Below are 21,567 nucleotides of genomic sequence, written 5' to 3'. Positions count from 1 at the left end.
AAAAATGGACTTGCCTTGCGACAAATCCATCTCTTTTTACGGGCAAATGCGAATTACTTCGCTTGCGCCTGCTTCACTTTCAAACGCCATGCATGCAAGAGTGGCTCAGTGTAGCCATTAGGCTGCTCTAGACCTTTGAAGATCAAATCACTAGCAGCTTTAAAGGCATAAGAGTCTTTGTAGTTTGGCATCATTGGTTTGTACAAAGGGTCGCCTGCATTTTGCATATCAACAATGCTAGCCATGCGTTGCATTGCTTCCTCTACTTCTGCCTTAGTGACGTATTTGTGTAGCAACCAATTGGCAATGTGCTGACTAGAAATACGCAAAGTTGCGCGATCTTCCATTAAGCCTACGTTGTAAATATCAGGCACCTTAGAGCAACCTACACCTTGGTCAATCCAGCGCACTACATAACCCAAGATACCTTGGCAATTATTATTGAGGGCTTCGCGAATCTCCTCTTTAGTCCAATCAGGATAGAGCGCAATTGGCACAGTCAAGAGATCGTCAGTTAAAGCCTCATACTCAGCCGCAGTATCTTCTTTCTCCATCTCTTCTTGAATCTTGGCCACATTAACTTGGTGATAGTGCATAGCATGCAAAGTGGCAGCGGTAGGCGATGGTACCCAAGCCGTATTGGCTCCGGCTAGAGGATGCGCCCCTTTTTGTTCTACCATCTCCTTCATCAGATCTGGCGCAGGCCACATACCCTTACCAATCTGTGCACGGCCACGTAGACCACAATCCAATCCTGCCAATACGTTACGGCGCTCATACGCTCCGAACCATTTGGCAATCTTCATTCTGCCTTTGCGAACCATGGCACCACCATACATACCGGTATGCATTTCATCACCGGTGCGATCTAAGAACCCAGTATTAATAAACGCAACGCGAGCACCAGCTGCAGCAATAGCAGCTTTAATATTGACGCTCATACGGCGCTCTTCATCCATGATGCCTAATTTGACAGTGTTCTCGGGTAAACCCAGTAATTTCTCAACACGGCCGAAGAGCTCGCTAGCAAACGCCACTTCTTCTGCGCTGTGCATTTTTGGCTTCACAATGTAGACAGAGCCCTTGCGTGTATTGCCAATGGCCTGAGTTGCTGGGCGATTGATGTCATACAAAGCAATTAATACGGTAACTACGGCATCTAAGATACCTTCGTAGATTTCCTTACCTTCGCTAGTAATGATGGCTGGGTTAGTCATCAAGTGGCCAACGTTGCGAAGGAATAAGAGTGAGCGGCCATGCAGCGTCACAATGCCATCTTTTGCATTGGTTGCGCCTATACCTGCTTTATATTGACGATCTGGGTTCAGTTTGCGGGTAAATGTTTTACCACCCTTACTGACTTCTTCAACCAAGGTGCCTTTGAGTATACCCAACCAGTTCTCATAAGCAAGTACTTTGTCATCGCCATCAACTACAGCTACTGAGTCTTCTAAGTCCAAGATGGTTGAGAGTGCTGCCTCGAGCACCACATCATTGACTCCAGCTGGATCAGCAGCACCAATAGTTTTAGTCCTATCGATTTCAATATCAATATGAATGCCATGATTGCGCAACAAAATGGATGATGGTGCAGAAGCATCGCCCTGATAGCCCACGAACTGTTTTTCATCAACCAAGCTAGTAGTGCTACCGTCTTTTAATTTAACGGACAGTTTTTTATCTACAACGCTATAGGCCACTACATCGCGATATAAAGCCCCAGCCAAAGGAGCGGATTCATCTAAAAACTGACGAGCAAAGGCAACTACCTTTGCACCTCGAATCGGGTTGTAAGCGCCATCCTTAGTGGCACCTTCTGCTTCAGAGATCACGTCTGTGCCATATAAAGCATCATACAAAGATCCCCAACGGGCATTAGCAGCATTCAAGGCATAGCGCGCATTGAGAACTGGAACAACAAGCTGAGGGCCAGCTTGGAGAGCTAGCTCATCATCCACATTCTGAGTGGTAGCCTTAATCGTGGCAGGAACATCCTCGATATAACCAATTTCTTTTAAATATTTGCGATACGCAGGCATATCTTTAATTGGGCCTGGATTGGCTTTGTGCCATTTATCTAGATCAAGCTGTAAACGATCGCGCTTTGCCAGTAAAGCTTCATTTTTTGGAGTTAAGTCTGTAACGATTTCATCAAAACCCTTCCAAAAATCAGCACTCTTAATGCCAGTTCCAGGAAGCACTTTGTCTTCAATAAAACGATACAAGGGGGTTGCTACTTGAAGGCCATTACAGGTAGTACGCGCAGTCATGTGATTCATTTCTTATGCAAAAGTTAAAAATTGGGTTTACTTAGTTTCTTACTTCGTTTTTTACTTCATTTCTCACTTCCTTACTGAATCAAATATTTTCCATCAATCCTGAAAGGGATGTTGGAGAAGAATGGTTTCATCACGCTCTGGTCCTGTAGAAACCATTGCGATTGGCTTACCAGCCACTTCTTCAATACGGCGCAGGAAATTTTGCGCCTCTACAGGTAGCCTACCCCACTCCCGAATCCCAAAAGTGGTGCCTTTCCAGCCTGGGAAATCTTCATAGATTGGCTCACATCGAGCTACTGACTCTGCGCCCCGCGGCAATACATCTAACTTCTTGCCATCGAGCTTGTAGCCCACGCACAAGCGAATGGTTTCGAGGCCATCGAGCACATCCAACTTGGTAATGCACAGACCTGACAAACCATTGATCTGAATCGAGCGCTTCAAAGCAGCAGCATCTAACCAGCCAGTGCGACGGGGACGACCGGTAACAGAACCAAATTCCTTACCAACTTCAGCAAGACGAATACCAATAGGATCTTGTCTTGCTGGATTGTCATGATCATAGAGCTCGCTTGGGAATGGGCCCGCACCAACACGCGTGCAATAGGCCTTCGTAATACCCAAGATATATTGCAGTGAATCAGGGCCAACACCAGAACCCGCCGCGGCATTGCCCGCTACGCAGTTACTAGAAGTGACGTATGGATAAGTGCCGTGATCGATATCGAGTAAGGTACCTTGCGCACCTTCAAATAAGAGATTTTGACCGGCTTGCTCGGCAGCATATAAAGCGCTAGAGACATCGACTACCATTGGCTTGATGCGCTCTGCATAAGACATCGCTTCAGCAAGTGTCTTTTCATAGTTGACAGGCTCAGCACCGTAATAGTTGGTGAGCATGAAGTTGTGATACTCCAAGTTCTCACGCAATTGCGCTGCAAACTTTTCTGGATAGAACAAATCTTGGACGCGCAAAGCACGACGTGCCACTTTATCCTCATAAGCTGGGCCAATACCACGCCCGGTTGTACCGATCTTGGCTTCCCCACGCTTTTTCTCACGCGCATGATCAATTGCTACGTGGTACGGGAGAATCAAAGTAGTGGCTTCGGAGATTTTTAGACGAGATTGGACATCTAAACCGGCATCTTCAAGCTCGCCGATTTCTTTAAAGAGCGCCTCTGGTGACAGCACCACACCATTACCGATGTAACAGATCACCTCTTTATGCATAATTCCAGAAGGAATCAAACGCAAAATCGTTTTCTTACCACCAATGATTAAGGTATGACCAGCATTGTGACCACCCTGAAAGCGCACGACTGCTCGAGCGTGATCAGTTAACCAATCAACTACCTTACCTTTGCCTTCATCACCCCACTGGGTGCCAATGACAACGACGTTACGACCTTTTGCTTGCTGCTTTGAAGACATATTGAAATCCAAAAAGATAATGACAAATTAGGTTAAGTGATTACTTGATTAATCAATCGATTGCTACTGACTTTAGTTCTTCTTTACTTCCCAAGAGTTACCCTGCTTCACCAATGCTCGATCACATTCATATTCAGCTACCTCAACGGATTCACCGGCAAGAACCTGAATCACTACTTCACCACGATTGCGCAATTCAGTGATGGCATTTTCTAAGGCCACATCCTGAACCCAAGGTGCAAGGATAGCGAATTTACGAACCTGTAAAGGTGACAAGCTAGCTAATGTGAGTAGATCCAAGGAAAATCCGGTAGCAGGCCGGGAGCGACCAAAGGCCTGACCCACCTGGTCATAGCGGCCGCCTCTAGCAATCGGTTGTGGCAAGCCATCTACATAAGCTGCAAACATCACACCGCTGTGATATTGATAGCCACGCAGATCAGCTAGGTCAATGCTGAGCTCTATACCTACATTAGCATTTGCTGCAGAAACTATCCGCTCTAAGTCTGCTAATGCCTGATCAATAGCAGCATGCTTCGGTAGCACCTGCTTTGCCTGAGCTAGCACTTCAGCGCACGGACCATTTAATTCTGTCAATGCAAGCAAAGCGTCAGCAATCTTGGCAGGCAAACAGGTTGCCCATTGTTGTAAACGAGGGCGATCCTTGGTCTGCAAAAGGCCATATAAAGTTTCAATGGTTTCTTTAGCGAGCTTTTGATCAGCCAAAATACCAGTCAAGATGCCAGCGTGTGACAAATCTAAATACACCTTTTTGAGACCAGCTACATCCAGAGTCTTGAGCAATAAGGTAATAGCTTCAAAGTCCGCTTCCCAATTGGCGCAGCCATAGATCTCTGCACCTAATTGCAATTGTTCGCGTGATGAGCTACCTACGGGGGTGCGTGCATGCGCAACCGAGCCTGCATAGCAAAGCCGAGTAACACCTGCCCGATTTAATAAGTGCGCATCGATACGCGCGACTTGCGGAGTGATATCCGCACGTAAGCCCAAGGTGCGACCTGATAATTGATCAACCAATTTGAAAGTTTGCAAATTGAGATCAGAACCCGTGCCAGTTAAGAGTGAATCCAAGAACTCCAAAATTGGAGGAGCCACTAATTCGTAGCCATAGGATTGATAAAGATCCAAGATGGCACGACGCAAAGACTCTACCTTGCGAGCCTCAGCTGGCAAAACGTCTGCAATATCTTCAGGAAGTAACCAACGATTCATGATCTGAATGATTCGCTTTCTTATTTTTTATGCAGAAACTTGAAGAACTCACCATTCGGCTCCACCACCATCACATCTTTCTTATCCTTGAAAGAGTTACGGTAGGCCTCTAAGCTCTGATAGAACTGCGCAAACTGTGGATCACGTCCAAATGCTTCGGCATAGAGTGAGGTGGCCTTAGCATCTCCCGCCCCTTTGATCTTTTGAGCATCACGATAGGCTTCAGCCAAAATCGTATCGCGCTGACGCTCTGCATTAGCGCGAATTTTGTCAGACTCTGCTGCACCAGTAGAGCGCAACTCATTGGCTACACGCTTACGCTCAGCCTCCATCCGGCGATAGACTGAATCACTAATCTCAGCCAAGAGGTCAACGCGTTTTAAGCGGACATCCACAATTTCTACGCCAATATCAGATGCATCAACCGCGACCTTCTTGCGAATACCTTGCATCACTTCTTCACGCTGATCAGAAATCAATTCACGGACTGTGCGCTTGGTGAACTCTTCATTTAATGCGGATCGCACTAGTTGCGTTAAGCGATCTTGCGCCAGGCGCTCATCACCTTTGAAGCTAATGAAGAATTTACGAGGATCAACAATGCGCCACTTCACATAAGAATCTACGAGCAGATTTTTCTTCTCAGCAGTAATGAAGCGCTCTGCCTCTGGATTATCAATTGTCAAAATACGACGGTCGAAGAAACGCACACTCTCAAATGGACCTGGATACTTCACCTGCAGACCCGGTTTCTCAATCACGCGCACGATCTGACCAAAAGAGAACACAACGGCGAACTTGCGTTGATCCACAACAAAGATACTGGAAGACAGTACATAGACGAGCGCAATAAATGCAACCGCAGCGACGATCAGACGATTAGCATTCATTAACGGCTCTCCCGATCACGACTACGCAAACCATCGCGCTTATCCGCTGACCTATCATTACTAGAGCTTGGGCTTACTACAGGCGCTGCAGTAGTTGGCGCAGGATTATTAAGCCCTGTTGCTCCACCCACTGTGACAGAACCAGTTGGGGTACTAGAAGAAGTTGGGTTGCCTTGATTAACAGGAGCGCCAGTAGCTTGTGCGGTCTCTGCGCTGACCTGCGCAACAATCTTATCGAGCGGCAAATACAACAAACTATTGCTCTTGGTCGTATCAACCAAAATCTTAGTCACGTTGTTATACATTTCGCGCATCGTATCGATATACATGCGATCACGAGTCACTTGTGGCGCCTTTGAATATTCCACCAAGATTTGCTTAAAGCGAGTTGCATCACCCTCTGCAGTAGCTACTACACGAGCCTTATAGCCCTCTGCCTCTTGAATTAAGCGAGCTGCAGTACCCTTAGCGCGCGGGATGATGTCATTGGCATAAGCCTGGCCCTCACTCTTTAAGCGTTCTTGATCTTGACCAGCCTTCACCGCATCGTCAAATGCAGCTTGCACTTGTTCTGGTGGTTGTACGTTTTGTACCGTAACGCTCGTGACATAAATGCCTGTCTTATAGCTATCTAAAATCTTTTGAATCGAATTGGCAAGATCAATACCAATCTTCTCGCGCCCTTCGTACAAAACAGTATCCATCTTGCTACGAGCGACAATCTCGCGCACGGCTGTTTCAGCAGCTTGGATGACTGCAGCATCAGGATCACGATTGTTAAATAAATAATCAGTTGGGTCTTTTAAGCGGTATTGCACAGCGAAACGCACATCAATAATGTTTTCATCTTCAGTCAACATCGAAGAGTCTTTTTGATTAGTCGCTTTAATCAGTACCGGACGGCCCACTTCAACGGAGCGCACGCCCGAGAGATTGACTGTTTCAGCAGACTGGAGCGGCCATGGGAAATGCCAATTAATACCAGGCTTAGCGGTGTAGTCGTATTTACCAAAACTCAGAACAACTCCCGCCTGACCTTCTTGGATAATGAAAAAACCACTGCACACCCAAAAGAAGAGGAAGATCGCCAGCGCTACTAGCGGACCACTCTTGGAGCTAAAGGGGTTTGTGAAATTAAAGTTTGGTCCAGCAGAACCACCACCGTTACCACCACGCTGTGATGGCGGAGGAATATCGCCACTGTTGGGTTTTTTAGCAGAAGCGGGTGAATTCGTACCTGGCTTTTTCTTACCGCCAAAGATACCGGCAATCTTGTCATTGAAATCGCGCCACAACTCATCCAAATCTGGTGGACCATCTGGCTTGGTTGGCTGCTTATTTGGCTGACCTGTTGGTGGATTTTGATCAGGCTCTACTTTTGGAGCTTGCTCATTGCCCTGCCCTTCTTTGGCATCCTTGGAATCTTTGGATCCGTTGTTGTGGCTATTGCCCCAACCTGGATCATTGACCGAAAAAAGGTCTAAAAATTTACGCATCATTAGAAAAGTAGCTTCGGTTAGGAATCGGATTAAATTCGGATGACTCTGGTCGTTCAGGTAAAGGTGCTAAAAACTCGTCCGGGGCCAGTTGAGTCTTAGCACGGTTGTGTTCACTCCTCATTTTATCAGTCATTTGGGAGCATTCCGCCAAGGCTGACCTCATTAAATCAAGGCCTAAGCCTGTTTGGGCTGAGAGGAAAACTTCGCTCGGAAAACCTTGGTTATCCCGCTCTAAAACAGCCCCGCGGGTGAAGGTTTGAGGCATTAAATCGATCTTATTCATCACCTCAATGCGCGGGATGTCGTCAGCCCCGATTTCTTGTAAAACCGCCTCAACTTCCGCTTTTTGCTCCCTGGCAACTGGGCTGCAGGCGTCAATTACATGCAATATCAGGTCGGCATGGATCGTTTCATCCAGAGTAGCCCTAAAGGCCTCGACCAACTGGTGTGGCAAATCGCGGATAAATCCGACGGTATCTGACACCACAATCGAGCCTACCCCCTCTAAATGGACTCTTCTAGAAGTGGTATCTAAGGTGGCAAAGAGCTGATTAGCAGCATAAGTGCCCGCCTTGGTCAACGCATTGAACAACGTTGATTTACCAGCATTGGTATATCCCACCAAGGAAACGGAGAACACATCCTGACGATTGCGCGCCCTTCTTTGGGTTCTTTGCTGACGCTGTAGTTTTTCTAATTCATTTTCAAGGCGCTTAGCTTTGGTCGCCAACATCCGGCGGTCTAACTCCATCTGGGTTTCACCCGGTCCACCGCGCACTCCAATACCACCCCGCTGACGCTCTAAGTGACTCCAAGCGCGCACGAGGCGAGACATGCGATAACGCACTTGCGCTAATTCGACTTGGGTCTTACCGATGTGGCTTTGCGCGCGTTGACTAAAGATATCCAAAATCAAACCCGTGCGATCCATCACATGACGACCAATATGACGCTCTAAGTTCCGCTGCTGGGTCGGGGATAAAGGATGATTGAAGATAGCTAATTCAGCGTCATGCTCTTCCATCACCCGCTTTAACTCATTCGCCTTTCCAGAACCGATGAATAAAGCGGGATCGGTTCTACCCTTTCGCGCAATGACGCTCGCTGCGGGAATAGAACCAGCGCTATCAGCCAAGAGGCTGAGTTCAGCCATACTGTCTGCAAAATCTTCGCGTCCGGTATCCACACCAACCAGAACGGCGCGTGCCGCATCTACACCAGTTTTATACAGAGCTAGCTTCTTCTACACGGAAATCAATCGCACGAGCAGGAACGATCGTGGAGATTGCATGTTTGTAAACCATCTGCGTTACGGTATTGCGCAGTAGTACAACGTATTGATCGAATGACTCGATATTGCCTTGCAATTTAATACCATTCACAAGATAGATTGAAACAGGAATATGCTCTTTGCGCAGTGCATTTAGAAACGGATCCTGCAGCAATTGGATTTTGTTGGGGTTGTTATTACTCATACTGCTCCTTATTTATTTTTGACTTGCTTTATTTTGGGAGTCTTGCTTTTTGCTGATTATTTTTTTACTAAATACCTCTAAAACTGTTGTTACCCAGCTATCTATATTGGGCTTAATTACATAAAAATCAAGGCTTGATTACTTCCAAGATAAAAGCTTATCCCAAACTAGCGCTTTTTGCCCTTTTTACCTTTATCTGCATCGACGTAGGGGTTTTTGGCGGTATTCATCTGAATCCGTAAGGGCGTACCGCGCAGCTTAAAGACATCCCTAAAGCGACCTTCTAGATAGCGTTTATAGCTATCGGTCACGCCACTCAATGATGTTCCATGGATCACAACGATCGGAGGATTCATGCCCCCTTGGTGTGCATAACGCAATTTAGGGCGACCCATACCAACCCGTTTTGGCTGCTGGTGTTCCACTGCCTCTTGCAGAATACGGGTCAAACGTGGGGTTGGCAATTTCGCCATGGCCGCTGCATAAGCAGCATCCACATCTTTAAAGAGCTCTTTTAAGCCAGTCCCTTTTTTCGCAGAAATCGGATGGACGTTAGCAAAGTCTAGAAAGCGCAACTTTTGCGCAATCTCTAAACGGGCACGTTCTTTGACGTATGAATCGATGCCATCCCATTTGTTGACGGCAACAACCAGTGCACGCCCTGCTTCCACAATAAATCCTGCGATATGCGCGTCTTGCTCAGAAATATCTTGCTGAGCATCGAGCATCAGAATCACCACATTGCAATCAGCAATCGCTTGCAAGGTTTTAACCACAGAGAACTTCTCAATCGCTTCAAAGACTTTTCCACGGCGACGCAAGCCTGCCGTATCCACCAAGATATACGGCTTGCCATTCCGCTCAAACGGAACTTCAATCGCATCACGGGTGGTTCCTGGCATATCGAATGCAATGACGCGCTCCTCACCGATCAATTTATTGATCAAGGTCGACTTACCCACATTAGGACGACCTACTACTGCAATCTTCATCGGACGATTTGGATCGCTCGCTAATTCTGCTTCGTCTGGCTCGGGGATGCCTAATGAATCAAGTGCATCGTCAATCAGGCCACGAACACCATCACCATGCGCAGAAGAGATCGGGAACGGCTCACCCAAACCAAGCTCATGAAAGTCTGCAGTGACAACCCCTGCTTGCATACCTTCGGTTTTGTTCACCGCCAGAATGATGGGCCTACCAGTCTTACGTAAGAAGTCGGCAATCACGCGGTCTTGTGGCGCCATACCCAAGCGGCCATCTACCAAGAAAATCACAATGTCAGATTCAGCGACCGCTTGTTTCGTTTGCTTGGCCATCTCGGCAACAATGCCGGTCTTTGCAACCGGCTCAAAACCACCGGTATCCACGCAAATAAATGCACGCTCGCCAATACGGCCTTTGCCATAGTGACGATCTCTCGTTAAACCAGAAAAGTCTGCAACTAAGGCATCACGTGAACGCGTTAAGCGATTAAAAAGTGTCGACTTCCCAACATTGGGGCGACCGACAATTGTGATGACTGGATTCATTTTGGACTGTACGCTGCAATTTTTCCACCCTGAGATTGAATCAAGATGAGGCCACCCACGGCAATAGGGGCGGCTGAGATTGGACTACTGTCGTGACGAATACGTGCGACCATCTCGCCATTCGCCTGAGAAAATGCATGCACATAACCTTGCGCGTCACCCATAAGTAATACTCTACCCACTGCTAAAGGCTCACCGACATCACGGAAAGTCAGCTGGGTGTTTTCCCAAGCCTGAGTGCCGTCCTTAGTGACAAAAGCAGTGACATACGATTTTTCATTGGCAGAGAAGACTAATTCAGTGCCTTGAGTAGTACCGGTGTAGCTCGAGTAATCTTTAAACCACAAGAGATTGCCAGTGCGGGCTTGACCACAACCAATGCGGCCTTGATAGGAGACAGCGCAAATAATATCGCCTTGCATGCTCGGCTTGGCAGTCACATCATTCAAACGCTCGATCTCAGAAAAGCCTTTTGGAAAGGACACTGGGGTTTCCCAAACTAAACCGCCATTAGCCATTGCAATCATGCCAAAGCGTCCACCAGCAAAACCAGTCACGATCACTTCATTATTGATTGGCAACATACCATAGCCAACACGCAAGGACAATGCTGATTGTTGGCGTTGATAGATCCACTTACGCACGCCAGTTTGGGTATCCAAACCAATGAAGCGGTTGTCCAGCGCACGAATGACTACCACGCCACCGGCAACTACCGGCTCACTCAATACTTCGCTACCGACATTGACATTCCATAAAGGCTTACCGCTATCGTCATAGGCATACACATTACCCTTAATACTCACAGCAACGGTAACGCGGCCATCTGAACCAGGACCAATCGCCAAACGTTCAGGAACCGATACCTCCCAGACTTTGTTGCCGGTTGCCAAATCAATTTTGGCTAGGTTGCCACGATGTGAGGCTGCATAGACTGCATCACCCGCTACGACCGGATGAAAGTTAAAGGTTTCTGATGAACCAACGCTCGTAGACCAAACCGGCTGCAAATCGAATTGGTTAGTGACTGGTACCAGTTCTGCAGGCTTGCGCACGCGTGAACCGCCTGAACACGCGACCAAAGCGGTGGCAACCACCCCAATCAGCAGGGCGCTGCTAATGAGTTTTACTGCACGCTTCACTGAAACCTTCATTGCGAAAATCACTGAGCAACTCCTCCAACAGCATCTAACTTCACCTTCAGGAGGCGACGCGCCTCTTCAGGAAATTCTTTTGCTTGATCTAATGCTTTCCAAGCGTCTTGATAGCTGGCTTTTGCTTCTGCATTTTTCTTCTGCGCCAAATACCAATCACCCCGTCGCTCAAGCCATAGGGCTTCAAAACCAGCTACCGGCTTATCTTTGAGTATTTGATCGGCTTCAGCAAAATCCTTTTCACTACCTTGTTCAATCAATTGCGATACCAAACGCAACTTAGCTAAAGCTAGATAGCCATCATTCGAAGCATTCTTAGCAGCCCAGCGCAAATAATCTAGTGCTTTAGCATTGTCACCAGCATCCGCTGCGATGCGCGCCGCAATTAAACTCGACATCGGTGCATAAGGGGTGCGAGCATAGTCTTTTTGCAAATCATCCGCAGCACGCAAGGTTTGATCTTTATCGCCCTTAGCAATCGCGCCCACCATGGTCTCGTATAACTTCGAAGCTTCGAGAGCCTGGCTATTACGCCACCACTGATATCCGCTATAGGCGGCATAAGCAAATAAAGCCACAGTCACCACACCCGTTATCAGGTTGCGATACTTTTGCCAAAATGCTTTGAGTTGGTCTAACTGTTCTTGTTCTTCTAGATCTAAAGGCATGTCAATCCGAGCTGATTTCGTGGTTAATTTCGTTCTTCATTTCTTGATGAATGTAATGACTACTAAGCCATTCTATTCGGAGGCGCCTACCAGAGCGTCAATTACTGCTTCCAGTACACCTTCTAGGGGAATAGACTGCTGTTCACCTGTGCCCCGCAAGTCTTTGAGTTGAGCCTCATTTTTGGCTAATTCATCAGGGCCGATAATGACGGCAAAGGCAGCGCCACTGGCGTCAGCCTTCTTCATTTGAGACTTAAAGCTGGCAGACTGACCATCTGGAGGACAGAAAAGGATAGTGTCAATACCAGCGCTCCGTAAACGCTCGGCAATGATCATGGCGGTAGTTAAAGTCTCGCCACCTTGATGTAAAACAAAGACATCGCATTGGGCTTGGGCTTCAGGCAAGGAGCCAGAAACCTTCATCAATTCCAGAACACGCTCCATACCCATAGCCCATCCACAAGCTGGCGCTGCTTTACCACCCATGCGCTCGATCAAAGGATCATAACGACCACCACCCGCAATCGTACCCTGCGCGCCTAACTCATCGGTAATCCACTCAAATACGGTGAGGTTATAGTAATCCAAGCCACGTACTAGACGCGGATTAATCTTGCAAGGGATATTGTTCGCCTTAATTAAGGCTTGCACTGCATTGAAATGCGCCAACGATGCCTCACCCAAGAAATCCAATAACTTGGGGGCACCTTCAATCAAGGCTTGCATCTCTGGATTTTTAGAATCCAAAATACGCAAAGGGTTGGTGAGTAAACGACGCTGTGAATCTTCATCTAACTGAGATTGATTTTTCTCAAAGTAAGTCACTAAGGCGGCACGATGCTCAGCGCGCTCATTGGCTTGACCTAAAGAGTTGATCTCCAGGCGAACACCCTTCAGACCTAACTCATCCCACAGACGTTGACCCATGAGAATGATTTCAGCATCGATATCGGGACCAGCAAAGCCCAGCGCCTCAATCCCAAACTGGTGGAACTGACGATAGCGACCACGCTGTGGACGCTCATGACGGAACATCGGGCCGGTATACCAAAGACGCTTAGGTCCTTCGTAGAGCAAATTATTTTCAATCACCGAGCGCACAAGTGCAGCAGTACCTTCAGGACGCAAAGTGAGTTGCTCGCCATTGAGACGATCCTCAAAGGAATACATTTCTTTTTCAACGATGTCGGTCACTTCACCAATACCTCGCTGAAATACCGCAGTCGCCTCCACAATCGGCGTTCTCAAAAACTCATAACCATAGGCGCGCGTTAAATCCCGCAAGACGTGCTCAAGATGAGCCCACGGCGCAGCATCAGCTGGCAGCAAATCATTCATGCCACGTAAACCATTCATCTTCTGAACTTTGGTTTGCGCTGCTTGGGCTTTTGCGTCTTTGCTTTGGTCAGTCATTCTTCTTATTCTTCTACTTATTTAGCTTTATTAATTCTTGGTAGTGTAGTTTTGTTTGACGTAGTCGTCGACGATGACCTGAAAATCTTGGGCAATGTTTTCACCACGCAAGGTCTTGACTTTAACGCCATCCACAAACACCGGAGCTGCTGGCGTCTCGCCTGTTCCTGGTAAGGAAATCCCAATATTGGCATGTTTGCTCTCACCTGGGCCATTGACGATGCAACCCATCACTGCCACATTCATATTCTCCACGCCAGGGTGAGATTTCTTCCAAATCGGCATCTGTTGGCGCAAATAGGATTGAATATCGGCGGCCAACTCTTGGAAAGTCGTACTCGTGGTTCTACCGCAACCAGGACAAGCAATCACCATGGGTGTGAAATTACGCAAGCCCATGGTTTGCAAAATCTCTTGTGCAACGATCACTTCGTTTTCACGAGGAGCACCAGGATCAGGTGTTAATGAAACCCGAATCGTATCGCCAATACCCTCTTGCAACAAAATGCCCATTGCTGCAGTTGAAGACACAATGCCTTTACTGCCCATCCCGGCTTCAGTTAAACCCAAGTGCAATGGGTAGTCAGAGCGACGCGCAAGATCACGATATACCGCCACCAAGTCTTGCACATTACTCACTTTGCATGACAATAAAATTTGATTGGGGTTCATGCCAAGCTCAACGGCTTTTTCTGCAGACTGCAAAGCAGATTGAATCAAGGCTTCAATCATCACCTCTTGCGCTGTCTTCGGGTTGGCTAAGGCCGCATTGCTATCCATGATGGAAGCCAATAGGTCTTGATCTAAGCTCCCCCAGTTCACACCAATCCGAATGGGCTTATCGTATTTACACGCTGCTTCAATCATTTGCGCAAACTGTGGGTCACGCTTTGCGCCCTTACCCACATTACCTGGATTAATGCGGTACTTCGAGAGCGCTTTAGCGCACTCTGGGTAATCATTCAATAACGTATGGCCGTTGTAATGAAAGTCACCAATCAATGGCACCAAGACATCCATCTTGTCCAACTGCTCCCGAATATAAGGAACTGCTGCTGCTGCCTCCGGAGTATTCACCGTGATACGCACCATCTCCGAACCAGCACGTGCTAACTCTTTCACCTGAATCGCTGTACCCACTGCATCAGCAGTATCCGTATTGGTCATCGATTGCACGCGCACTGGCGCATCACCACCGACAGTAATGATGTTGGTTTTCCAAGCAACGCTTGCTTGACGGGTCGCCCGTTTAGGCGCTGGACCTAAAGGTAAATTCGGTAGTGGTGACAAAGAACTATCAGAACTCATGAGGATCCAATCTTTAATTTAACTTTTTAAGCCATTCTATTGGCTGCGTATTGGAGTACGCAGCGGGCTCTTCATCAGACTCTACTTCAGTAAGTTCAATCTCAGTCTTATGCACAGCCCGTTCGCGCACTCGTGTGCGGTCGACTACATCACCAGCCAACTGACCACAGGCGGCAGCAATGTCATCACCCCGAGTCTTGCGGACTGTTGCCACCATACCCGCATCTAACAGAATGCTAGCAAAGGCATTCACGCGCTGAGCCGAGGAGCGCTTGAGACCAGACTCTGGAAATGGATTGAATGGAATCAGATTAATTTTGCACTTGATGTTTTTGAGTAAACGCACCAATTCTTTTGCCTGGATGTCAGAATCGTTTACACCATCGAGCATGCAGTATTCAAAGGTCAGGAAATCCCTGGGCGCAAATGGTAAGTAACGCTCACAAGCATCAAGCAACTCGCGTAAGGGATATTTTTGGTTAAGCGGCACCAATTGATCACGTAAGGCATCGTTCGGCGCATGCAATGACACTGCTAATGCCACTGGACAATCTTGTGCCAAACGATCAATCATGGGTACAACGCCTGAGGTCGACACGGTAACGCGACGACGCGATAAGCCATATGCTCTGTCATCAAGCATTAAACGCAGTGCAGAGACTACATTGTCATAGTTCAGCAATGGCTCGCCCATACCCATCATCACTACATTAGAGATCACACGACCCGTGTGTTCCCAACCCGGGGTTGGATATTTTTCAATTCTGCGCACAGCCTCTGGATCATTGCGCAAAAGATGCTCAGCAAACCAAAGTTGGCCAATGATTTCACCAGAAGTCAGATTGCGAGAAAAGCCTTGACGTCCAGTAGAGCAAAAGCGGCAGTTGACTGCACAACCTGCCTGAGAAGAGATGCACAGCGTGCCGCGATCATCTTCAGGAATAAAAACAGACTCGACCGCATTACCCGCACCCACATCTAACAGCCACTTACGGGTGCCATCGTGCGCGTGCTCATCTTTAATCACGGGAAGCGAGAGGACTTCGGCTTTATCGAGCAATATCGCTCTAAAGCTTTTTGCTAAATCACTCATGTCATTGATGTCGGATATACCGCGTTGGTGTATCCACTGCATGAGCTGCTTCGCCCGAAAGGGCTTTTCATTTAACCCCGCGACATACGCTGCCATTTGGTCAGCGTCAAAATCTAAGAGATTTACGCGCGGGGAGGTCAATGCGCCTACTTATGAATCAATAGGTGTTGATTAACGATTGAAAACATTCATGCCTGGGAAGAAGAATGCAACTTCCACAGCAGCTGTTTCAGGAGCGTCAGAACCATGAACAGCGTTGGCATCGATGCTGTCAGCAAAGTCAGCACGGATAGTGCCTTTGTCTGCTTTCTTTGGATCAGTGGCGCCCATCAAATCACGATTCTTTGCAATCGCGCCTTCGCCTTGCAATACCTGAATCATGACTGGACCAGAAATCATGAAGCTCACCAAATCTTTGAAGAAAGGACGATCTTTGTGAACGCCGTAGAACTGCTCAGCTTCGGTTTGTGACAAATGCGCCATTCTGGAAGCAACGATCTTCAAACCAGCGGATTCGAAACGGTCATAGATTTTGCCGATGACGTTTTTAGCGACAGCATCAGGTTTGATAATAGAAAGGGTGCGTTCAATTGCCATTCAAGACTCCAGTAGTAATTTCAAAGGTATTTTGTTGGGTAGGGCTGATTTAGGCTTAAATTCCACTTAAACAGCTTCTCTACCTCAACGACCCCCGAATTATACATTGCCTGACCGTATTTACCCCTATATCTGTAGGGCTAAGCCCTTGAATTTACAAGACATAAGCCCTTAATTAGTAGGTCTTTTCCTGGGGGGCTTGAAATTGGGGCATTTTGTCTATACTTACTGTCAACAGCCCTTGATGGGCTCTTGTTACAACTATGAAAATGAAGGAGTCAATATGAGTGATCTGAACTCTTACGGCTTTGGCCAGACCGGCTCAATTAGCAACATCCAGATACGCAACCGCGTATTGCGCAATACCTATGCCCTGTTGGCCCTGTCCATGGTTCCAACTGTGATTGGCGCATGGCTAGGCGTAGCGATGGGTCTTAACCTGTTCTCTGACAGCCCTTTCTTAGGTTTTATCGTATTTATGGCAGTGGCTTTTGGATTCTTCTGGGCCATTGAAAAGAATAAAGAAACTGGCGTGGGTGTACTCCTACTGCTAGGCTTTACCTTCTTCATGGGCATCATGATGTCCCGCCTGATTGGCTTCACCCTCAATAGCTACAGCAACGGTGCGACCCTCATCATGTTGTCCTTTGGCGGTACAGCAGCTATCTTCGCCACTATGGCAACTATTGCTACTGTGAGCAAGAGTGACTTTGCTGGCATGGGCAAATGGTTAATGGTGGGTGTATTGCTCTTGATCGTGGCTTCACTCGCTAACATCTGGTTGCAATTGCCTGCTTTGATGTTGACTGTGATGGTGCTGGCTATCGCAATCTTCTCCGCCTTCATCCTCGTTGACGTACAGCGAGTAATTAACGGCGGTGAGACTAACTACATCATGGCTACCTTGGCTATTTACTTAGATGTGTACAACGTCTTTACCAACTTGCTAGCCCTCTTGGGTATTGTTGGTGGCGATCGCGACTAAAAACTTTAGTGTGATGTCCTCTTAAGGCGCCTGCGGGCGCCTTTTTTATTCACTGCTTTTCTACTGATTTGTCAGTAGAAATTAGCTAGCTACAAACATACTCACCGCAAAAGCGAGTGCAATCAAAATCAATAGGATTGCAAAACTATCTGAGGTTTTCATGATGCGCTCCAGGGATCTTCAGTCGTTAACAGCAATATTTCACTGTACGATTTCAATCTACGCTCCTGAAAGGCAACGCTTTCACTGCACTGCACCGCATCTATGCGCAATGCACTACATTGGCGCTGGAATAGCCAAAAAAGTCTCTAAATCAGGGATTTAGAGCACCTTTGAGCGCTCAAAGACAGCGATTGACTCGACATGCGAGGTGTGTGGAAACATATTGACGATACCCGCCCCTTTGAGAGTGTAGCCGGCCTGATGACACAAGATGTCTGCATCTCTGGCTAAAGTTTTAGGGTTGCAAGAGACATACACAATGCGCTCTGGCAGCAAATCACTTTTCTGCAGATGCAATTGGGCGAGCGCTTTACTCATTTCCATCGCACCTTCACGCGGCGGATCCATTAACCAGCGCTCTGCTTTGCCCCAGGATGCAATGGTTTCGGTGGTGACTTCAAACAAATCACTTTGCATAAATCGGACCTTGCTTGGTAAACCATTATGTTCGGCATTAGCCTTAGCGCGAGTCGTTAATGTTTCTAGACCCTCAATCCCCAAAACCTGTTTTGCTTTGCGCGCTAGCGGCAAGGTAAAGTTACCAATCCCGCAAAATAAGTCGAGCACATGATCGGTTTCTTTGACTTCCAACAAGCGAATCGCTCTACTCACTAAAGTGCGATTCATCATGTGATTAACCTGCGTAAAGTCCGTAGGTTTAAATGGCATCTCGATTTCAAAGTCAGGTAGACGATAGCAAAGCTTGCCGGTCTCCGGGTAAAACGGAGCAACCGTCTCAATCCCTTTGGGTTGTAGCCAGATCCAAACCTGATGTTCATCTGCAAACGCTCGTAGGAGTTGCTCATCTGCTGTTGTTAAAGGCTGCAAGTTCCGAAAGACTAAAGCAGTAACGGGCTTGTTTTGCTTAGGGTCATCAGAATGGGGATCTGCTGGCTCGCCGACAGCAATTTCAATTTGTGGCATGCGATCAACAATCGATAAGCCCATGACCAATTTGCGCAGCTCAGGCAAGAGATCAGATACGTGCTGAGGCAAGATCTCACAAGCGAGCATGTCAGCAACATAGCTACTTTTGCCCTCATGAAATCCAATGAGTACAGTCCCTTTTTTAATTGAGCGATTGACTGCACTGAGTCGGGCACGATGGCGATATTCCCAAGTGGGGCCACCCATCGGGCGAAAAATTTCTTCGGGCTGTACTTTAGCGATGTGGCGCAAATCATCTTCGAGCACACGTTGCTTTATGGCGACTTGCGCACGAATATCTAAGTGCTGCATTGTGCAGCCCCCACAGACGCCAAAGGCTGCGCACTTGGGTTCTGCTCGAAAGACTGCAGGCTTGAGAATGTCGCGTACCTTGGCTTTACTAAAGCGGGCTTTATCGCTAGTGATGGTGTAGGTGACAAGCTCAGTAGGGAGTGCGCCTTGAATGAAGATGACTTTACCGCTCTGCCCTTGTTCTATTTCTGCTTCATTGGGTGTTAAACGGGCGATCCCTTGGGCGTCTAAATCAAGTGCTTCAACTCTTACTGGCTCAGTCACTTCAAGATTGACTGGCTTCTCTCCTCTACGCATCCGGTGCGAAACCTTGGAGATATTCTTGCCACTGACTACCGTTTGGCTCTCGAGCTTCTTTTTCTAGATAAGCTTTCACAAAATCAATCTCTTCTTGGTATTCCTCAAGAGAAAATCCGCCACGCAGTAATTGAAAGCGGCAATACATAAGATAGGTATTTACAACATCGGTCTCGCAATACCGCCGAATGTCATCGATCTTACCTTCTTGATAAGCAGGCCACACTTGACTGCCATCCATACCCATCTTTCCTGGAAAGCCGCAGAGCTTTGCCAAGCCATCTAATGGCGCATTGGCTCTGCCATTAAATTTAGCCAAAAGATCCATCATGTCAAGGTGACGCATGTGATAACGACTGATGTAGTTGTTCCATTTAAAGTCACGGCTATCAGCCTCTTGGCTCTCACCCATTTCCCAATAGCGTGGCGCCTGAATGTGATTTGCAAGCGCGCGATAATGCAAGACAGGCAAATCAAAACCACTACCATTCCAAGAGACTAGTTGCGGCGTGTACTTCTCAATTAAGTCAAAGAAGGCTTGCACTAACACCTTCTCATCATCTTGGGGTGTGCCTAAGGTACCCACTTTAATTTGCGGTGTACCCTCTTTGGTCGTTCTCCGAATCACACAAGAGATCGCAACAATTTTTTGTAAAAACAGGGGCAGAAACTCACTACCAGTTTTAGCGGCGCGCTCAGCCATGGCTTTAGCGGCAACTTCGGCATCGCTCATCGAATCTGGATAATCTTCCAGACGACGCAAACCTGCTACATCAGGAATGGTTTCAATATCAAAGACAAGAACGGTGGCCATAGCCTATTGCCTTATCGCCGCAGGCTTACTGCAAGTACGGCGTTGGATTGACTGGCTTGCCGTTGACGCGTAATTCAAAATGGAGCTTAGGAGAATTGGTATCGGTATCCCCCATCTCGGCAATCTTCTGACCCTTGCGCACGCTATCGCCTTCTTTTACCAAGAGTTTGCTGTTGTGTGCGTAAGCCGTGAGATAAGTGTTGTCATGCTTCACAATGACTAAGTTGCCATAACCACGCAAACTGTTGCCGGCATAAACGACTTTGCCATCAGAGGCTGCCAATATGGGCTCGCCCACTTTGCCAGCAATGTCGATCCCTTTATTGGTTTCGTTAAATTCGCTCGTCACTTTACCTTTGGCGGGTGAAGATAAACGAATGCCAGGCTCTGCCACCACTTCGGGTTTAGCAGGCTCTGCTGAAGCAGGGGCATCTACAGATTTTTTCTCAAGAGGTGCAGCGGGCTTAGCACTGGCTGGCGCTTTAACCAAAACCAGATCACCCACTTCAATCACATTGGGATTAAAGCCTGGATTGGCAGCAGTATTCCACTGGGCTACATCCCGTGGAGCCTGACCGTGATCTAAAGCAATACGCGCTAAGGTGTCACCCTTTTTGACGCGATAGTAACCAGGAGGCGCTGGCTCATACGCAACAGACCCCCCAGAGCGATCAGTCACATTCGCAGGTTTAGTGCGAGGAGTAGAGCATCCTGCGATCAGTACTGCGGATGCCAACAGGATTGTGATCAGAAAGCTGCTAGATACATTAGTCATGGAATGAGAGATAGGATTAACGAGTCGCGATTTCATACTACCCCTGATTGTAAGGGGACAAAAAAGACCCCGTCCAGCACAGTTCTTTGATAGCGTTGGGAGCTCATTCTCTCCACCATCACCAGTTGTTGCTCTTTTTCGTTTTTGGCAACCGGAGCTACCAAGCGTCCACCGATAGCCAATTGATCCAGCAAGGCATCAGGAATCCCTAAACCTGCCGCTGCCAGAATAATCCCGTCAAAGGGGGCGGCTTGTGGCAAACCCAAAATACCGTCGCCATAAATCAGGCGTAAATTATTAATCCGAAATGGGCGCAGTTTTGCCCTAGCCAGATCGTGCAGCGAACGAATGCGCTCAATGGAATAAACCTCATCGGCCAATAAACTCAGCACCGCTGCTTGATAACCACAACCCGTACCAATTTCCAGGACTTTGCCCAGGGGGTGTTTGGGTTTATGCAGCAACTCAATCATGCGCGCCACAACCGATGGCTTAGAAATCGTTTGCTCGTGCCCAATTGGTAATGCCGTATCTTCATAAGCTTGCGCGTGCAAACCCGCGTCCATAAATGCATGACGTGGAACAGTAGCAATCGCCTCTAATGTTTTGCCATGTTTTACACCGGCAGCATGTACTTTTGCTGCTAGTGCTTGCCGATAG

Annotated in this window: 18 protein-coding genes and 1 pseudogene; 1 reads left to right on the top strand and 18 read right to left on the bottom strand. The window is 47.7% G+C overall.

Features of this window, described 5'->3' with window-relative positions; translation table 11 throughout:
- Window positions 1-53: 53 nt before the first annotated feature.
- From VC178_RS07355 to ndk, 14 genes are all read right to left on the bottom strand, one after another.
- The gene (locus VC178_RS07355; RefSeq protein ID WP_323482075.1) at window positions 54-2,270 is read right to left on the bottom strand and encodes a malate synthase G; all 2,217 of its coding nucleotides are present in this window, start codon (window positions 2,268-2,270) and stop codon (window positions 54-56) included.
- Window positions 2,271-2,372: 102 nt separating this feature from the next.
- Window positions 2,373-3,713, bottom strand: a complete 1,341-nt coding sequence (locus VC178_RS07350) for an adenylosuccinate synthase (RefSeq protein WP_323482074.1) — start codon at window positions 3,711-3,713, stop codon at window positions 2,373-2,375.
- A gap of 72 nt (window positions 3,714-3,785) precedes the next feature.
- Window positions 3,786-4,946 (bottom strand): ATP phosphoribosyltransferase regulatory subunit, encoded by a 1,161-nt coding sequence (locus tag VC178_RS07345; protein ID WP_323482073.1) that lies wholly within the window; start codon window positions 4,944-4,946, stop codon window positions 3,786-3,788.
- Window positions 4,947-4,966: 20 nt separating this feature from the next.
- On the bottom strand, window positions 4,967-5,836 hold the full coding sequence (hflC, locus tag VC178_RS07340) for a protease modulator HflC (protein ID WP_215294929.1): 870 nt from the start codon (window positions 5,834-5,836) through the stop codon (window positions 4,967-4,969).
- Complete coding sequence (hflK, locus tag VC178_RS07335; RefSeq protein WP_323482072.1) at window positions 5,836-7,335, bottom strand: FtsH protease activity modulator HflK; 1,500 nt, start codon at window positions 7,333-7,335, stop codon at window positions 5,836-5,838. The genes hflC and hflK overlap by 1 nt, the downstream gene beginning before the upstream one ends.
- The gene (hflX, locus tag VC178_RS07330) at window positions 7,325-8,566 is read right to left on the bottom strand and encodes a GTPase HflX (protein ID WP_323482219.1); all 1,242 of its coding nucleotides are present in this window, start codon (window positions 8,564-8,566) and stop codon (window positions 7,325-7,327) included. The genes hflK and hflX overlap by 11 nt, the downstream gene beginning before the upstream one ends.
- Entirely contained in the window at window positions 8,559-8,810 is a 252-nt protein-coding gene (hfq, locus tag VC178_RS07325) for an RNA chaperone Hfq (protein ID WP_215294932.1), read from the bottom strand. The genes hflX and hfq overlap by 8 nt, the downstream gene beginning before the upstream one ends.
- 167 nt (window positions 8,811-8,977) lie before the next feature.
- Window positions 8,978-10,342 (bottom strand): ribosome biogenesis GTPase Der, encoded by a 1,365-nt coding sequence (gene der / locus VC178_RS07320; RefSeq protein WP_216125601.1) that lies wholly within the window; start codon window positions 10,340-10,342, stop codon window positions 8,978-8,980.
- A complete protein-coding gene (gene bamB, locus VC178_RS07315) occupies window positions 10,339-11,508 on the bottom strand; it encodes an outer membrane protein assembly factor BamB (RefSeq protein WP_323482071.1) in 1,170 nt (389 codons plus the stop codon). Before bamB ends, der begins: the two co-directional genes overlap by 4 nt.
- Window positions 11,505-12,164, bottom strand: coding sequence for a YfgM family protein (locus VC178_RS07310; RefSeq protein WP_323482070.1), 660 nt, complete (start codon window positions 12,162-12,164; stop codon window positions 11,505-11,507). The genes bamB and VC178_RS07310 overlap by 4 nt, the downstream gene beginning before the upstream one ends.
- A gap of 72 nt (window positions 12,165-12,236) precedes the next feature.
- Complete coding sequence (gene hisS, locus VC178_RS07305) at window positions 12,237-13,577, bottom strand: histidine--tRNA ligase (protein ID WP_323482069.1); 1,341 nt, start codon at window positions 13,575-13,577, stop codon at window positions 12,237-12,239.
- 30 nt (window positions 13,578-13,607) lie between these two features.
- On the bottom strand, window positions 13,608-14,885 hold the full coding sequence (gene ispG, locus VC178_RS07300; protein ID WP_323482068.1) for a flavodoxin-dependent (E)-4-hydroxy-3-methylbut-2-enyl-diphosphate synthase: 1,278 nt from the start codon (window positions 14,883-14,885) through the stop codon (window positions 13,608-13,610).
- A 13-nt stretch (window positions 14,886-14,898) separates the two neighbouring features.
- Entirely contained in the window at window positions 14,899-16,074 is a 1,176-nt protein-coding gene (gene rlmN, locus VC178_RS07295; protein WP_416350547.1) for a 23S rRNA (adenine(2503)-C(2))-methyltransferase RlmN, read from the bottom strand.
- Between the two features lie 75 nt (window positions 16,075-16,149).
- Entirely contained in the window at window positions 16,150-16,575 is a 426-nt protein-coding gene (ndk, locus tag VC178_RS07290; protein WP_215294943.1) for a nucleoside-diphosphate kinase, read from the bottom strand.
- 283 nt (window positions 16,576-16,858) lie between these two features.
- Here ndk and VC178_RS07285 point away from each other — a divergent pair, with 283 nt between their 5' ends.
- The gene (locus VC178_RS07285; protein WP_323482066.1) at window positions 16,859-17,560 is read left to right on the top strand and encodes a Bax inhibitor-1 family protein; all 702 of its coding nucleotides are present in this window, start codon (window positions 16,859-16,861) and stop codon (window positions 17,558-17,560) included.
- A gap of 321 nt (window positions 17,561-17,881) precedes the next feature.
- On the opposite strand, the gene rlmD is transcribed toward VC178_RS07285, so the two are convergent.
- The 4 genes and pseudogenes from rlmD to VC178_RS07265 form a co-directional block, all read right to left on the bottom strand.
- The gene (gene rlmD, locus VC178_RS07280; protein ID WP_323482065.1) at window positions 17,882-19,318 is read right to left on the bottom strand and encodes a 23S rRNA (uracil(1939)-C(5))-methyltransferase RlmD; all 1,437 of its coding nucleotides are present in this window, start codon (window positions 19,316-19,318) and stop codon (window positions 17,882-17,884) included.
- On the bottom strand, window positions 19,311-20,132 hold the full coding sequence (locus VC178_RS07275) for a 3'-5' exonuclease (protein ID WP_323482064.1): 822 nt from the start codon (window positions 20,130-20,132) through the stop codon (window positions 19,311-19,313). Before VC178_RS07275 ends, rlmD begins: the two co-directional genes overlap by 8 nt.
- A 25-nt stretch (window positions 20,133-20,157) precedes the next feature.
- Entirely contained in the window at window positions 20,158-20,943 is a 786-nt protein-coding gene (locus VC178_RS07270) for a peptidoglycan DD-metalloendopeptidase family protein (RefSeq protein WP_215294951.1), read from the bottom strand.
- Window positions 20,940-21,563, bottom strand: a pseudogene (locus VC178_RS07265) (protein-L-isoaspartate(D-aspartate) O-methyltransferase); the annotation flags it as partial. The gene VC178_RS07270 and the pseudogene VC178_RS07265, both read right to left, overlap by 4 nt.
- Window positions 21,564-21,567 lie beyond the last annotated feature (4 nt).

Origin of the sequence: Polynucleobacter sp. AP-Sanab-80-C2 (assembly GCF_035012965.1) — a bacterium.
Lineage (GTDB): Bacteria > Pseudomonadota > Gammaproteobacteria > Burkholderiales > Burkholderiaceae > Polynucleobacter.
This window is presented reverse-complemented; position numbering and strand designations above follow the sequence as displayed.

Coding starts and splice junctions, on each gene's coding strand:
- VC178_RS07355 (WP_323482075.1), bottom strand. CDS start 2,270: ATGACTGCGCGTACTACCTGTAATGGCCTTCAAGTAGCAACCCCCTTG.
- VC178_RS07350 (WP_323482074.1), bottom strand. CDS start 3,713: ATGTCTTCAAAGCAGCAAGCAAAAGGTCGTAACGTCGTTGTCATTGGC.
- VC178_RS07345 (WP_323482073.1), bottom strand. CDS start 4,946: ATGAATCGTTGGTTACTTCCTGAAGATATTGCAGACGTTTTGCCAGCT.
- hflC (WP_215294929.1), bottom strand. CDS start 5,836: ATGAATGCTAATCGTCTGATCGTCGCTGCGGTTGCATTTATTGCGCTC.
- hflK (WP_323482072.1), bottom strand. CDS start 7,335: ATGATGCGTAAATTTTTAGACCTTTTTTCGGTCAATGATCCAGGTTGG.
- hfq (WP_215294932.1), bottom strand. CDS start 8,810: ATGAGTAATAACAACCCCAACAAAATCCAATTGCTGCAGGATCCGTTT.
- der (WP_216125601.1), bottom strand. CDS start 10,342: ATGAATCCAGTCATCACAATTGTCGGTCGCCCCAATGTTGGGAAGTCG.
- VC178_RS07310 (WP_323482070.1), bottom strand. CDS start 12,164: ATGCCTTTAGATCTAGAAGAACAAGAACAGTTAGACCAACTCAAAGCA.
- hisS (WP_323482069.1), bottom strand. CDS start 13,577: ATGACTGACCAAAGCAAAGACGCAAAAGCCCAAGCAGCGCAAACCAAA.
- ispG (WP_323482068.1), bottom strand. CDS start 14,885: ATGAGTTCTGATAGTTCTTTGTCACCACTACCGAATTTACCTTTAGGT.
- rlmN (WP_416350547.1), bottom strand. CDS start 16,074: ATGGCAGCGTATGTCGCGGGGTTAAATGAAAAGCCCTTTCGGGCGAAG.
- ndk (WP_215294943.1), bottom strand. CDS start 16,575: ATGGCAATTGAACGCACCCTTTCTATTATCAAACCTGATGCTGTCGCT.
- VC178_RS07285 (WP_323482066.1), top strand. CDS start 16,859: ATGAGTGATCTGAACTCTTACGGCTTTGGCCAGACCGGCTCAATTAGC.
- rlmD (WP_323482065.1), bottom strand. CDS start 19,318: ATGCGTAGAGGAGAGAAGCCAGTCAATCTTGAAGTGACTGAGCCAGTA.
- VC178_RS07275 (WP_323482064.1), bottom strand. CDS start 20,132: ATGGCCACCGTTCTTGTCTTTGATATTGAAACCATTCCTGATGTAGCA.
- VC178_RS07270 (WP_215294951.1), bottom strand. CDS start 20,943: ATGAAATCGCGACTCGTTAATCCTATCTCTCATTCCATGACTAATGTA.